This window comes from Vibrio sagamiensis NBRC 104589 (assembly GCF_007990935.1).
In the GTDB taxonomy this organism is placed as follows: domain Bacteria; phylum Pseudomonadota; class Gammaproteobacteria; order Enterobacterales; family Vibrionaceae; genus Vibrio; species Vibrio sagamiensis.
This window is the reverse complement of record NZ_BJXJ01000009.1, coordinates 119,397-134,219: the sequence shown is the minus strand read 5'-3', so window position 1 is coordinate 134,219 and position 14,823 is coordinate 119,397. Positions and strand designations below refer to the sequence as shown.

The 14,823-nt window shown below is 39.7% G+C and carries 9 protein-coding genes and 2 pseudogenes; 8 read left to right on the top strand and 3 right to left on the bottom strand.

The window, feature by feature from the left end:
- The first annotated feature begins 378 nt into the window (after positions 1–378).
- A complete protein-coding gene (locus VSA01S_RS06315; protein WP_050567419.1) occupies positions 379–804 on the top strand; it encodes a DUF350 domain-containing protein in 426 nt (141 codons plus the stop codon).
- A gap of 497 nt (positions 805–1,301) precedes the next feature.
- Here the strand turns inward: VSA01S_RS06315 and VSA01S_RS20535 are convergent.
- The 3 genes and pseudogenes from VSA01S_RS20535 to tssH form a co-directional block, all read right to left on the bottom strand.
- Positions 1,302–1,478 (bottom strand): annotated as a pseudogene (locus VSA01S_RS20535) (helix-turn-helix domain-containing protein); the annotation flags it as partial.
- A gap of 74 nt (positions 1,479–1,552) precedes the next feature.
- Positions 1,553–2,933 (bottom strand): annotated as a pseudogene (locus VSA01S_RS06310) (sigma-54-dependent Fis family transcriptional regulator); the annotation flags it as partial.
- Positions 2,920–5,601, bottom strand: coding sequence for a type VI secretion system ATPase TssH (gene tssH, locus VSA01S_RS06305; protein WP_039982649.1), 2,682 nt, complete (start codon positions 5,599–5,601; stop codon positions 2,920–2,922). The pseudogene VSA01S_RS06310 and the gene tssH, both read right to left, overlap by 14 nt.
- Before the next feature lie 448 nt (positions 5,602–6,049).
- On the opposite strand from tssH, the gene VSA01S_RS06300 reads away from it, so the two are divergent.
- The 7 genes from VSA01S_RS06300 to VSA01S_RS06270 all read left to right on the top strand — a co-directional run bounded on the left by VSA01S_RS06300 (position 6,050) and on the right by VSA01S_RS06270 (position 14,820).
- Positions 6,050–6,568, top strand: a complete 519-nt coding sequence (locus VSA01S_RS06300; protein ID WP_039982853.1) for an Hcp family type VI secretion system effector — start codon at positions 6,050–6,052, stop codon at positions 6,566–6,568.
- A 74-nt stretch (positions 6,569–6,642) separates the two neighbouring features.
- Entirely contained in the window at positions 6,643–8,721 is a 2,079-nt protein-coding gene (locus VSA01S_RS06295) for a type VI secretion system Vgr family protein (RefSeq protein WP_039982851.1), read from the top strand.
- Positions 8,721–9,206 (top strand): hypothetical protein, encoded by a 486-nt coding sequence (locus VSA01S_RS06290; RefSeq protein WP_039982850.1) that lies wholly within the window; start codon positions 8,721–8,723, stop codon positions 9,204–9,206. The genes VSA01S_RS06295 and VSA01S_RS06290 overlap by 1 nt, the downstream gene beginning before the upstream one ends.
- Positions 9,207–9,290: 84 nt before the next feature.
- Positions 9,291–10,610 (top strand): hypothetical protein, encoded by a 1,320-nt coding sequence (locus VSA01S_RS06285; protein ID WP_039982849.1) that lies wholly within the window; start codon positions 9,291–9,293, stop codon positions 10,608–10,610.
- Positions 10,591–11,583, top strand: a complete 993-nt coding sequence (locus VSA01S_RS06280) for a DUF2169 family type VI secretion system accessory protein (protein ID WP_039982848.1) — start codon at positions 10,591–10,593, stop codon at positions 11,581–11,583. Before VSA01S_RS06285 ends, VSA01S_RS06280 begins: the two co-directional genes overlap by 20 nt.
- Positions 11,576–12,520 carry a hypothetical protein gene (locus tag VSA01S_RS06275; RefSeq protein WP_039982846.1) on the top strand — a complete coding sequence of 315 codons (945 nt, stop codon included), beginning with the start codon at positions 11,576–11,578 and terminating at the stop codon, positions 12,518–12,520. Before VSA01S_RS06280 ends, VSA01S_RS06275 begins: the two co-directional genes overlap by 8 nt.
- A 296-nt stretch (positions 12,521–12,816) precedes the next feature.
- Positions 12,817–14,820 carry a protein kinase family protein gene (locus VSA01S_RS06270; RefSeq protein ID WP_039982845.1) on the top strand — a complete coding sequence of 668 codons (2,004 nt, stop codon included), beginning with the start codon at positions 12,817–12,819 and terminating at the stop codon, positions 14,818–14,820.
- Positions 14,821–14,823: the final 3 nt, after the last annotated feature.

The window sequence follows — 14,823 nt, the reverse complement described above, 5'->3', positions numbered from 1 at the left end:
CAGGGTATTGTACCAGTGAAGGCGACAGTGACTGGTAAAGATTGGAGCAGTGAGATGGACCTGAGTTTATTACCTAATGGCTATTACCAGTTAGTCGTCACTGGAAATAACTCACTTAATATCGCCGCTTAACTGCGAAAGCGAGCCACCAAAGCTCGCTTTTATTCTCTTTACCCAAGTGAAGACAAAGACACTTATCGTTACTTGGGTACTTTTGAAGCTTTAAAAGCCAAGGCTTAATCTGTCTCATTGATCTTCATATCATGATGGAGTCTGAGCTTATACCTCCAGATAACATCTAGATTGTCTTATTCAACTTATGAGTCGTAATCAATCATTGCTTTACAGCCATAAGATTCTACTTTAAGGATAAACCTAATGCTTGAATCGCATGAGTTCGAGTTACTTAGATGCATAGGTAATGTCATTTCTTTTTGTGCCTACTTAGGGCTTTTCACACTTCTGTTATCCGCATTTTTTTATTCATATACAAAATTTACTTCCCTTGATGAATGGAGTTTAATTAAACAAAATAATGAAGCTGCTGCTATTGCTTTTAGCGGGGCGACACTGGGTTTCGTTATCGCGTTAACAACCGCTTTTAAAGTCTCGATCAGTATTGTAGATTTTATTTTATGGGGCAGCCTCGCTATTTTAGTACAGTGTGTAAATTTCCAAGTGGTGCACTTTACAATACCGAACCTGACGGCAGATCTTCAGAAGGGGTATAAAGCAAAAGCGATTTTTCTTGCGTCCACTTCTTTGAGTGCAGGGTTGATGAATGCAGCAGCTCTTTTTTATTAATAACTAAAGAGGCTTTGGCTATCAATGTGATCTGTCGCATGTTTTTTATTTATGTTTCATGGTCATACCTGAAGTTATTCACTCTATTTTTTCTATAAATCCATGCACTTTTACTATTGAATTAGAGCTAATAACACATATTAAGTTAATATGTCGACATTGTTGATTATTCTATTGGTTGATATATAGCGTTGATATTATTATCTTTTTAAATATAATTTATTTGAACTAACATCTCGTGACTCTGGCAAAGTTAGCCGTAACTTACCTCTGTCAGAATGAGAAGTATTCAATTTTGGTTAAAACTAACTTTGTAATTTTAGTGGGGATGCAACTGCCTAGCTAACTTCGCTACGATTACGTATTTGTGAGCGCTTACTTTATCGGGTTTGCGCTCACCTTTTTTATACCCTTTTGAAATTCGATCCTAATTCTTCTGAAAGATAAATATTATGAGATTTTATATTTAGGTAATAAATGGATCTCAGTTGTGCTAATTAGGATGAACTCACTGCAGAAATGTCATACTTTTTCATTTTATGATTCAGCGTGCTTAATGGTAAGGCCAGTTGCTCAGCCGCTTTTTTGGTATGCCAATTACAGGCGTTTAAGCAATCTAATATCACGGTTCGTTCGTATTGACTGACTGCTTCTTTTAAACCAGCGGCCATTTCTCTTTCGCTGGCTGTATTGAGTTTTGTTGATTCAGTTGCAGTATGAATGGTTGTTTCGATTTGCTCAGCGGTAGGTGATTCTGGGATTTGATCTCCAAATTCTATTTGAGTAATTGTTTCAAAATCAGAGAGTAAAACAGAGCGTTCGATAATATTTTTTAATTCACGTACGTTACCTGGATATGAGTAATCAATGAGCTGCTTTTGTACTCTGGCACTTAACCCTGGTGGTTCATTTAGGCCAAGTTTGTGGGCTGTTTGTTTTACAAAATGTTGTGCAAGAGGAATAATATCAGCAGATCTTGCTCGTAGTGGTGGTAAGGTGACCGGAAACACATTTAAACGATAAAACAAGTCTGCTCTGAAGCCACCATCTTTAATTTGCTGCATTAAGTTGCAATGCGTTGCTGCGATAACTCGAACATCGACTTCAATTTCTTTGTTTCCACCAATTGGGCGTAATTTACGCTCTTGCAGTACTCGTAAAAGCTTTGCCTGTAATAACATTGGCATATCACCAATTTCATCGAGGAAAAGTGTCCCGCCATCAGCAGCTTCAAACAAGCCTATTTTATCTTTGTCTGCGCCTGTAAACGATCCTTTTTTATGGCCGAATAATTCTGATTCGAGGAGTTGTTCTGGAATGGCCGCACAGTTTTGTACAATTAGTGCTTGTTCGGCACGATTCGAATTTTCGTGAATGTATTTTGCGATGACTTCTTTACCCGCTCCTGTTTCACCTCGCAGTAACACATCAACAGGGAGTGAGAGTACTTTATCCAAACGGCTAAGTACGTTGAGCATCTCTTTACTTTCTGCGATTGGGCCTTGATAAGATTTATTTTTTTGTTTTTTAAGCTGGGTATTTTCACGAAATAGAGCTTTGTTGTCTGCACTAAGGTTGCGTATGATCTGACCATATTGCTCCAACCATATTGCCTGTCTTATATTACTTGCTGCCATTCGACAAAACTCAGTTAGCGCGGTTTCATTGTCAATCACATTTAGATCAAGTAATACTAAGAGGCCAATGGTTTTGCTGTCGTTATCAATTAAAGGCCATGCTAAAAGGTTGGCACTTTGCACACCCAAGGTTTGCTCTGTTTGGTATATGTCTTCGCAGTCGTACCCATTGTACTTGTACAATTCATTGATCAGAACCACTTCTCCGTTAAGTACGGCAAAATTGAATGGATCCATTTCACTTGCTGATTCGAGTTGAATGGCACCCCATGGATGATCATAAATGGCTTTATCATTACTATGTGCCGTACTTGGAAGTAATGCTTGACCAGTTTGGTCAAGCACATAGATGGTTCCATGTTTCGCTAGCGTCATTTGCCTTGCAGCCGTTAGCACAGCATCTAATGTCTGTGTGAGTTGGCTGCGATCAGCCAATGATTGGCTGATCGCAAGTATCGCATTACTTAGTTCGCTATGATTAGCTGAACGCATAAGCTAGAGTTCCTTGCTCATCGACGGATACGGTAATTTGACTATGTGCATCATCCTTTTCTTGCACAAGGAGTTGTGTTGATAGTTGAGGTAATAACTGACGATTTATTACTGCATCAATGTTACGTGCGCCTGTTTCTGCAAGTCGACAGTTTCCTAAAACAAATTCAACCAAGTTGTTGTCGTAATTAAGTGACAATTTATGATGATTGTATAAACGTTGCGACACTTTGTTCAGTTTATGGTGAATGATCTCCGTCATCGCTTCATCTGATAGTGGCAAGAATGGCAATACAGACATTCGGGCTAATAATGCTGGTTTGAAATGATGGTTGAGAGTTGGACGAATTGCTTCCGCGATGGTATTCGCATCCATTTGGTCAGATTGTCGAGCGAGCGTTTCAATCTCATGAGTTGCAAGATTACTGGTCATGATGATCAAGGTATTTTTAAAGTCAATGGTACGACCTTCACCATCATTCAGTGTTCCTTTATCGAATACTTGATAGAAAAGATTAAGCACTTCAGGATCTGCTTTTTCGACTTCATCCAGTAATACGACAGAATAGGGACGTTGACGAACGGCTTCTGTCAGCATGCCACCTTCACCATAACCAACGTAACCTGGAGGAGAACCAATCAGCCGTGATACGGTGTGCTTTTCTTGGAATTCAGACATATTGATTGTGGTCATAAAGCGCTCACCACCAAACATTTGCTCCGCGATAACACGAGCTGTTTCTGTTTTACCTACACCACTTGGACCAACAAGGAGAAATACACCAGTAGGAGCGTCTGGATTAATTAAGCCTGCTTTAGCTGTTTGAATGCCTTCCGCTAAAGCATCAATAGCAAATTCTTGCCCTTTGATGTTATTGGTTAAATTCTCTTTTAAGTTTAATGTGGTTTCCGCTTCGTCTTGAAGGACTTTACCCATTGGAATACCAGTCCAATCTGAAATGACGTGGCTCACTTCATCTGGCCCAACTTCAAAATGAACAAGTGGGTGATTGCCTCGGATTACTGTCAGTTGTTCTTGGCAGGCTGCAATTGCAGAACGAACAGCTTCTTCATCAAGATGTGCAAAAGGTGAAGCTTGTTCTGTTTCTTGTTGCTCTTGTGTTGCCTCGATTTCTTCAGCATCAGTTTGTAGGTTAGAGACAAGTTCATGAAGACGAGAACGTAGAGCAATCATCTCTTCAATTTGTACTTTCTCTGCTTGCCATTGTTTTTCTTGTATGGATAGTTCAACTCTTGTTCGTTCCATTGCGGCTTTTAAATCTGGAATCGTCGCTAAGCTGTGCTTATCACCTGTTTGTTGTAACGCATCACGTTCTAAAGCGTCAAGTTCACGTTGTTGTGCTGCAAGTTCTTGTTGAAGGCTTTCGACTGGAGCTGGAATGGCATTTAAGCTGATATTGACTCGAGCGCAAGCTGTATCAAGCACATCGATCGCTTTATCTGGTAGTTGGCGACCCGAAATATAACGTGCAGCTAAAGAAGCCGCAGCCGTAATAGCATCGTCACGTACATAAACATTGTGTGATTTCTCGTAAGCTGGACGGAGACCACGAATAATTAAAGCAGCTTGCTCTGGGGATGGCTCATCTAATTTAACCAATTGAAAACGACGTGCCAAAGCAGGATCTTTTTCGAAGTACTTTTTGTATTCTGACCATGTTGTGGCGGCAATAGTTTTTACTTCGCCACGAGCCAATGCAGGCTTGAGTAAGTTAGCAGCGTCACTGCCACCAGCTTGATTACCACCACCGACTAGGGTGTGGGCTTCGTCAATAAATAATATAACAGGAGTTGGTGAATTCTTCACTTCGTCTAATACAGCATTAAGGCGTTTTTCAAACTCACCTTTTACGCTTGCTCCAGCCTGTAACAGGCCCATATCCAGACCGTAAAGCTCGACACCTTTTAAGCTATCAGGTACTTCACCTTGGACGATTTTTAATGCAAGCCCTTCAACAACAGCTGTTTTACCAACACCTGGTTCACCTACTGCAATAGGGTTATTCTTTCGACGACGTGCAAGAATATCAATAATTTGACGAATTTCCTGATCTCGACAGAATACTGGGTCAATTTCACCTTTGCGAGCTTTGCCCGTAAAGTCAGTGGTGAACTTGCTTAGAGCCGAACCTTCTTCACGTGCTTTGGTTGTTTCTGTACTTGAAGCTTGTGATTCAATCGACTGGCTCGTCAATTCTTTGAAGTTACGTTTCAAGCTGTCTTGATTAACACTTTCTAAAATAGAAGCATAACCGTGTTGACCATAACGTAGTGGGTTACTGACTAATGTAAGCAGTAAAGCTCCAGATCGAATTTGAGTTTCACTGAGATCAAGAGAGGAAACTAACCAACTCTCTTGTAGCCACTCAATTAATAAAGCAGAGAATACAGGTTTACTGCCGTTACCTTTGGCACTGGTATCCAATGTCGAACGAATAGATTGTCTAAACAAGTTCTCTGAGCAATCAAAGTGACTTAATAATACGTCAAAATCACTATTTGGCCTTTCTAAAAGACTTAATAAGTAGTGTTCGATTTGAACCTCGGTTGCTTTTTCAGAAACCGCTAACGCTGCTGCATCTTCCAATGCCACTTTTGTGATTGGGTGCAGGCGTTGTATTAATGAAGATAAATTGATGTTGATCATTGCCGTTTTTATTCACAGTAAGAAAGAGGTACACCTATTATACTAAATATAGCAATGAAGATTTTATTTTAAGATATTTTGACTACGGTTTATTAGTGTAAATAAAATACCTATTGGTCTGATTGTTTGTTGCTTTCTTAATATTTTTAAAAATACGTTTTTATTGATAGTAAAAATAACCAAATCGCCAGTTTAAATAACTTTATTTACTAAGCTTTTTATGGTTATTTTAACTTTATTAAGTCAAAACAACTTATTATTATTTTGTCTAAATATTTGTTATTTTTTCCAACTTATTGTTGTTTAAAAATATTTAAAAAATAAATTATCATTATAAGGTGTTGTTTTTATTGGCTTAAAAAGTTGGCACGAGGATTGTATTGTAGTAATTGTCGCGGTGATAAGCGATTTGGTAATTCAACGAAACAGATTAAAAAAGGAAATAGCAATGCCAACTCCAGCATATATGTCTATCAAGGGCGAGACTCAAGGCCACATCACTAAAGATACTTACACAGCTGACTCTGTAGGTAACACATGGCAATCTGAGCACGTTGATGAGTTCCTAGTTCAAGAACTTGATCACGTTCTAACAGTACCACGTGATCCTCAAAGTGGCCAGCCAACAGGTCAACGTGTACACCGTCCAGTTATTGTAACTAAGGTTCAAGACCGTTGTTCTCCACTGCTTTTCAACGCCCTTGTTTCTGGTGAAAAGCTTCCTGAGTGTGTAATTCGTTTCTACCGTACTTCTGTACAAGGTAAGCAAGAGCATTACTACTCAATCAAACTGATTGATGCACTACTAGTAGATGTTCAAACTCGTATGAACCACTGTCAAGATGCATCAACAGCGGACCGCGTAACTGAAGAAGTACTTAAGCTAACTTACCGTGCTATTGAAGTGACTCACGAGAAGTGTGGCACAGCAGGTAACGACGACTGGCGTGCTCCACGCGAAGCATAATTTGCTTAATCGCGTAATGACTGAGGGCCAACGTTTGTTGGCCCTAATTCGATTATTTGTATCAGGTGAAAGATATGCTAAATGAAGTAGAATTTAAATTTGAAGTGCCTGGGTGTGGGCACGAATTTCGAGTAGAAGGTTTTCAAGTTAATGAAGAGCTGTCTAAGCCATTCCACATCAATCTTTCATTACTTTCACTTGATCCTGATATCTCTTTTGATGAACTTATTCGTAAAGCGGGTGTGCTAACGCTTTATGGGCAAGGCGCTGGGGCTGCTCGTGTATTTAATGGAGTGGTTAATGAGGTACGCTTTTTAGGTACTGGCCGTCGTTTTTCTCGTTATCAGCTAGTTTTAGTCCCTCAAGCTTGGTTTTTAACTCAACGTCAAGATTGCAGAATTTTTCAGCAAAAATCGGCTCAGGATATCATTACCGAAGTATTAGATGATGGTTCTGTAACAGATTATCGCTTTGAACTCTCCGGTGTATATCCGCCTAAAGAATATGTCCTGCAATACCGCGAAACTGACCTTCAGTTTGTTCAGCGTATTCTTGCTGAGCATGGTATGTGGTATTACTTTGATCACTCGGAAGCAAACCATACAATGGTTATTGTTGATAGCAATGATGCGATTATTCCTCTCGCTAACTCAACTCAAAATGCTTCTTATGCTGGCCCAATATGGTTTCATTCTGATGGTGGCGGTGCTGCTGATCGAGAGCATATTACGGATTTAGAGCTGGTTAATCGTGTACGAACAGGTGAAGTAACCTATACCGATTACAATTATGAAACGCCTAAAATTCCACAAGCAATGACTCAAGCAGGAAATTTAGATTCCGACCTTAAATTGTTCGACTATCCTGGACGATACTTCGATCCTGCTATGGGAATGGTTAGAACCACTGAATGGATGTCGGAGCATGTTGTAGATAATCAACAGATCGAAGCCAGTAGTGATGTGATGCGTTTTGCATCGGGTTACAGTTTTGAAATTATGAAACACCCTAGAGATGCGATTAATCGCGATTATATCATGCTCTCTGTTGTTCATGTTGGACAGGATCCGCAGGTTCATGAAGATGAAAATAGTGGAATGCCGACCACTTACTACAATCAATTCACCTGTATTCCTCGTGATATCGTATATAAAGCACCTAAAATGGCTGCGCCTGTGGTTGAGGGCCCTCAAACAGCAGTCGTAGTAGGCCCGGCAGGTGAAGAGATTTACACCGATAATTTAGGACGTATCAAAGTCCAATTCCACTGGGACCGCTATGGGAACAATGATGAAAATTCAGGCTGTTGGATCCGAGTTAGTCAGTCTATGGCAGCACCAAACTGGGGTGCAGTCTATTTACCACGTATTGGTCACGAAGTTGTAATTACCTTTTTGGAAGGTGACCCTGATAGACCGCTAGTAACAGGTGCCGTCTATAATGGTCTGCATTTCCCTCCATATGCTTTACCTGAAAACAAAACTCGTACCACATTCCGTACACAAACACACAAAGGAACAGGATATAACGAACTAAGTTTTGAAGATGAGGCAAATCAGGAAGAAGTCTATATTCATGCTCAAAAAGATATGTCGACGAAGGTTCTTAATAACCGTTACCGTGACATAGGTCAGGATGAATTCCTAAAAGTTGCACGCAACCAAACTAACGATGTTTATGGCGATCATAAAGAAATGATCGACGGTCATAAAACTACGCAAGTTAATAGCACCTTTACCGAAACAGTGGAACAAGATGTTACGGTAACTTACAACGCCAATGAGAAACACTTTGTTAAAAATAACTCTGATTTAGAAATTGGCGACAACCGTACTACAAAGATTGGTAAAAATGATGATCTTGATATCGGCCAAAATAGCAACTTAACCGTTGGTGCTTCAAAGAATTCAGATGTTGGCTCTGATGATAACCAAACAGTTGGTGGTAATTTGACGGTATCTGTAAAAGGTAATACCTCTTATAAAGCCGATGGCGCAACACAAATCATTAGTGGCGATAAAATTGTATTAAAAACAGGAGGCTCATCTCTGGTGATGACCAGTGATGGATCAATTAAATTGTCAGGCTCTTCAATTACGATTGAAGGCAGTGATAAAGTCGCCATAAAAGGTGGCAGCGTAGCGATAAATTAATGATGGAAAAACAGACTCTTACTACAGAGATCATTACACAAGAGCAAGCCGAAACTTCGGCTTGCTTTTCGCGTTTTGGCAAGATAATTAGTATTAATCCGTCAACAGCTACTGTTCGTGTGGACTTTGAAGGTAATCCATTTAAGAAACCACTGACAGCAAGGCTGAGTCGCTTGTTTAAACGAGAAGAATTGCAGATAGCAATCGATAACAATATGCATTGTCGAATAGAGTTCTTGGATAATGATATCAGTCTGCCTGTGGTTACAGACATTGTATTTTCTATGCTGGTTCAGCCAGAGGAATTCATCATACGAGCCAAAAAGATGGTGATTGAAACCGAACAAGAACTGATTGTTAGAAGCGGGGAAACGGAAACTCGGTATAGTGGTCGAGACGGGCGCGTGATAACAAAAGGAAAATACGTGACTTCTCAGGCAGAAAAAACGCAAAAAATACAAGGAGGCACGGTTGCAATCAATTGATCCCCAAATGAAAGATATTTATACCCAAAAACTTGAGAACAGTAGGGTATATTATTCAAAATAAACTTGGAGCTTGAATAAGATATGCGACAGAAAATTAGTGTCGAACAGGTTAAAGCATCGATTGACCAAAAACAGGTTGAAAATGCATTAGAGCTTTCTGAAAAAGCGATAGATGACTTGTCTACTCTTACAGAAGCATATTTATACTTTTGTGAAGAAAAACTGAATACTGCTTCTGAAAGTTTTTCCTTTTTGCTGAAACAGAGAGTGCAATTATTTAAACGTGGTTACCCGAGTCGAGAGCACAATTATTTACGTTTAATTGAACGTAAAATGGAAGAGTTAAAACAAGTTTATTTAGCCTTCTATAAGCTCGCTCCTGGCTTAATCTATACGCAGAAAAACGTTCAACCGGAAATCTATGTATGGTTAATGTTACAGCCTGAATTCGGTGCTGAGCTTGATAATTTATTATGTGGTTTGAGTCAACTCAATGAGTTAGAGAAAAATACTGCAAACTTGATAATTGCGCAGTCGCAGTTAGTTAATATTGACCAAGTTTTGGTGGAGTTAATTGAAGGTAAGACACCTGCGAGTTTACGCTATTTTGAGTGTCTGCAAATACGGCATACATTAAGTATATCATTGACTAAACGTTGGCTAAGAGAAGGCATTATTTCGGCGAATCTTGCCTATCCTTTGTTGGCAAAAAATGATGTTAAAGAAGCGATTGAATGGGTAAATGATAACGCGCAAGGAGAGCAGTATCTATTTGAACGTTTGTTGACTAAACAGGATAAAAACACATGGTTCAGACAACATTTTGGAACCGATCCAAACGGCCTTCCTTCCAAACAAGTGCTTACTTATGGCAAGTTATTGGGCCTAGAGGAATTTTCAGCATTTAATGTTCACTCAGAACAGGCGCCTTATGATTTTATGTTGTGTGGGGAGACGAGCCTAGTACCAGAAATTATTGAACATCTAGTGACATTAGATGAGTTTGATGGCGAAGTCTGGGTTCATGCTCTTTATGTTGTTTTTGGCAATTATTTACCATGCAAACCTAATCAAATAGGTATTGAATTTGAATGGGAAGAAGTGATTCAGCTTCTACAAGTTTGGCTTGAGGAGGAAGAGTTTAAACAAAACCTACCAAGTCGGCTTGGTTACGAACTCAGTTTTGACTCCACGTTGATGGCGATGCAGAACTCCGATATCCACGACACTTTTCGTCAATGGTTATGGAGACAATTGTGCATCCAATCTAGGGCTTTCATCTCCTGGAATATGGTAATGCCAGTCTTCCAGCAAGAATGGGTTTTTCATAATTTAAAGTCAGTACCTTCAGCACGCGAAAGATTTAATTTAAGGAACAGCAATGCAATTGTGGGATATTGAACCCCATCCTCAACTCTCACTTAAAGGCCGATTCCAGCGTAACGAACAGGGTGAAGAAGTGTGGGTAGTGGTTGGCAAACAAACATGGCAATTTAACGATGGTCAGTGGCAAAACTTAGTGGATTGTGAAATTTTTGATGGTCCACAATATTTAGGAGAAGAAGGCTTTTCTGCATTGAAAGTGGACCATGAGTTTGCTTTTTTTAAGGAAAATACAGATGTATTGATCCATGGTAAAGCTCGGAGCTATGGTAAAAAACCAGTTACGTACCAAGAATGTCGAGTTTTACTTGATGGCCATATCGACAAAACTATAGCAGTACATGGTGAGCGTGTTTGGGTTGAGCATGGTGGCAGCATTACCGTCAGTTTGCCATTGGCATTTATTGAAAAAGATATTGATTATACATGTGCTGTTGGTGGTGGCTTTGATAATCGAATTGGTGGTGGTGTTGCAGAGTCAACTATTGAACTTTTACAACAAAAGGTCCCTTCTATATTTTACCTAGGTGAAACATGGAGCCCTTCATCTAGCCAAGCTCGTGTCGCAGGTTTTGGTGCTATTCCTCCTTTTTTCGCACAAAGGCAAAAATTAGCGGGCACGTTTGACCAAGATTGGCTAGAAAATCGTAAACCTATACTTCCTCTAGATTTTGATGTCAAATTCAATCAGAGTGCCCCGCAAGACCAACAGTGTAAAGGCTATGTGTCTGGAGGGGAGCGTTTGATGATGAGTGGCTTCTGTCATAATGACACTATTGCTTTTCGCATTCCAGATGAAAAATATATCGCTATTGCGACTTTTAAAGATGGCCAAGAGCAGGCAGCTATGCCGGTTTATACTATCTTTGCAGATACTGAAACCAAACAAATTTCGCTGAGTTATACCGCGGTATTTCCTTGTCAAGGCAGGGAACATTTATTGGTATCGACAGAAGTAAAATCACAATCTAAGGATGCAATCGATGTTTAATTCAACAGGGCGTTATGTATTAGGTTGTGAAGTTGTCACACCAACAGGGATGAACCTTAACGTCGCGACAGCAGTGTCAAAAGCGGATTTAGGTTTGTTTGATCAATACAATATCCATGGTGGGGTTGAGCGATTCTCATTTACAAAAATTGAATATACCCAATCCCAAGATCCGTTTGAAAAAGTTTGTGAATTAACCAGTATCATTCTTGATTCTCTGCTGCTTCAAATGCCCCGAGTTCTTAAACCTGCGCCTTTAATGATCTCAGTGCCATCTTCGATTCCACTATTGAAAATGCAGAAATGGCTAGAGGAAAGCACTTATGCAGACTTTATTTCTTTGATAGAGGTTTTTCATGTCAGTGGGCCTCAGTTTCTTATCCAGACGCTAAAAGCACTGGATAAGTACGATGCTCTCATGTGTATTTCACTTGATTCAATGGTTGAATCATTGGAACAGTTAATTGAACAACAAAAAGTTGTGAGTACTTATAATCCATGGGGCTTGATACCGAGTGAAGGTGGAGCCGGATTAATTCTTGGTCGTCGAAATATTATTGAAACGTTAAGGCTTAAGCCTAAAGCAGAAATCAGTTATTTAGATACTGAGATTGAGACACAAGATCGGCGTGGTATGTTTCGCTTGGTGCAAAGAGCAGCAAAAAAACTGGCAAGTTTCGGTGAACCTTATACAGACATGTCAAACTTAAGAGATCATAGTGAAGACTATGGTTTTGCACTTGGAGCAAAAGCTGAACGATTTATCAACCCAGAAGAACCTACCTTAATTAATGAACTTTGGGGAACAATGGGAAGTGGCTCAACCCTTGCTCTCGTAGGTTTTGCAGCTCAGTATCATCAAGGTCATCACCCTGCATCACTTTTGACTTTTGACCCAAGTGGTGACAAAGCATTCATTCAATTACGAGCTATGTAAGAATATATTTCCAAGCACTTTGAGTTGCTTTAGGGGTATTCAATTTAGTTTCATGATGCCGACTGGAGAGTAGATCTTGAGGTATATTTTTATAGTGATTTAACGTCTCCATTTTATGACATAAATAGAGAAGCACAAAGGCAGTTAAAGCGAAGCAATAAGCAAGGAATATATTAGTAATAATAACTAAAGTTCTAGATTTAGTGTCCTTTTTTAAAACTACTATTGATACAAGCATGTACTAACAAATATCATCTAACATTAATAATACTTGTTCGATAGAAGAGTGCTAAGCAGTGTCTGATAAGCAAGAAACAGCTAATGGGTATATAAACCAATTGGTTGTTAAAGCCATTGAAAAAAAGAAACTAAATCAAAAAAGGGTGGCTAAAAATAATAAGCCAAAGCTCGAATATGTTCTTTTTTCACAATTCGATGTACTAGACACTCTTCCTTCAAACAACGGCAGGACGACAGTTTATCATCTGGCTAAAAAAGGTGAGCCTGAAAAACAACTATGCTGCAAGGTTGTCAATGAAGAGGCGCCCAATATTAGCAGTACAATGCTGCTTAATGAAGCCAGTCGGTTAGAGTTGTCACAGCACCCAAGCGTCGCGGAGTTTATTAAAGTCAGTAATGACTTTGAGCGCCCATACTTGATGTATGAGTGGATTCAAGGTGAGTCTCTTGCTGAGAAGATGCAACGCTACAGCAATAAGGGTTTTCGTCACGATCATATTGCTTGGTTAGTGTACCAATTGGCAGGTGCCCTTGAGTTTATGCATACAAGAGGTATCTGTCACCTCGATATCAAGCCATCAAATATTCTGGTTAGCGATGGAGATCATGTCAAACTGATTGATTTTGGTGCTGCACGCTATATTGGCGAGAGCGAAGCTCATGCAGAAGCCAGTCTAAACTACGCATCACCAGTCTATTTAGAGACTGGTAATACTCAGCCTCAGGATGATGTTTATTCATTAGCATTATTGACTGGACACTTATTTTTGGGGTCTATTTTTGGCGATGCTTGGCATAAAGAAATTAAAGGGCGTAAACGTCCTGGTTTGATTCCTAACCATTCTTGGAAATTGCTTAAAGAAGTAATCAATAACCCACGTGGACATGGCTATACCGCAATATCTTTTGCTCAGCAATTGGCTCGAATAGATACTCAAGCGATTGACTCTCAATCTAATGCTCCGATATTCAGTAGCTTACGTAATGCTGATCTTTTACTTACTCACTGTAAACCACAAGATAAAGTGGGATACGGCCGGTTCAAAGTATTAGAAGCGTGTTTAGCTTTGAGCGTTTGTGCGATTACTGGTAATTATCTGTATCAGCAAAGTCAGCCGGAATGGAAAGCCATTGTAAAATCTGAACCGAGTTTTACGCTGACGCAAGACTCGTTAAACTCAACAATCAAACCAGCGCAAACGGCATCTTTTTTGGCACAAGCTCCTTGGGATATAGAACACGCTTTGGCGGATATGACCAACAATATGCTAATCACGGAACCCTATCGTAAGGCTTATCAAGTTCAGCAGGCAAAGCTTAATGAACGTTTTGAGAGTCACCAAGAACAGGTTTCCTCTTATCAAAAACTGGCCGATGATTTGCCTAAATCACTGGTGAAGTTGCGTAAAGAGTTGGTGAATCTCAAAGTAAGTCTCGTCAAAGATGCGGAGTTAGCGCCTAATGCACAAAAGAGCTTTACTAAAGTCATGTCAGGCCTCAACTCGGCCTCTATTGCATCAACAAAACTGTCTGAAATTGCGGGTAGCAAAGAAAAACAGATTGCAGATTTAATCTTACGTGGTGAATCTGAACTTGCGGCAAAAGAAGTACGAGCCACATGGCAACTAAAGCAATCTGAGGCGTATTTTTATAGCCATGTTCTGCCACAAAAAGTGACGGAGCGCATTTACCAGTCGATAGAAGAAAATGCGAACTCACATTTTTATACTAAAGCCATTCAGGAAGCTAAATTCGCCAGGAGCTATTTTGGTGAGAGCGAAGAAATTAACACCAAGATTAAAGAACTGATCATTGCCAGAAGTGTCTTCATTTTATACAACACCTTAAATGAAAAATCGTTATTCGATAAGCAAAAGCTGTATGACTCACTAAGCGATCTTGAACGTTATGATATTAATAAATTCAATGATATAACAGCGATACTTGAATACAGAGCCAATGAGTCGATTAATCAAGCTCATCAGCGTACGCAACCAGCACGAGGTGCAATTGCAGTCCAACGAGCACTTAATGACTACCGAAAACAAACTAGGAGCTAATGT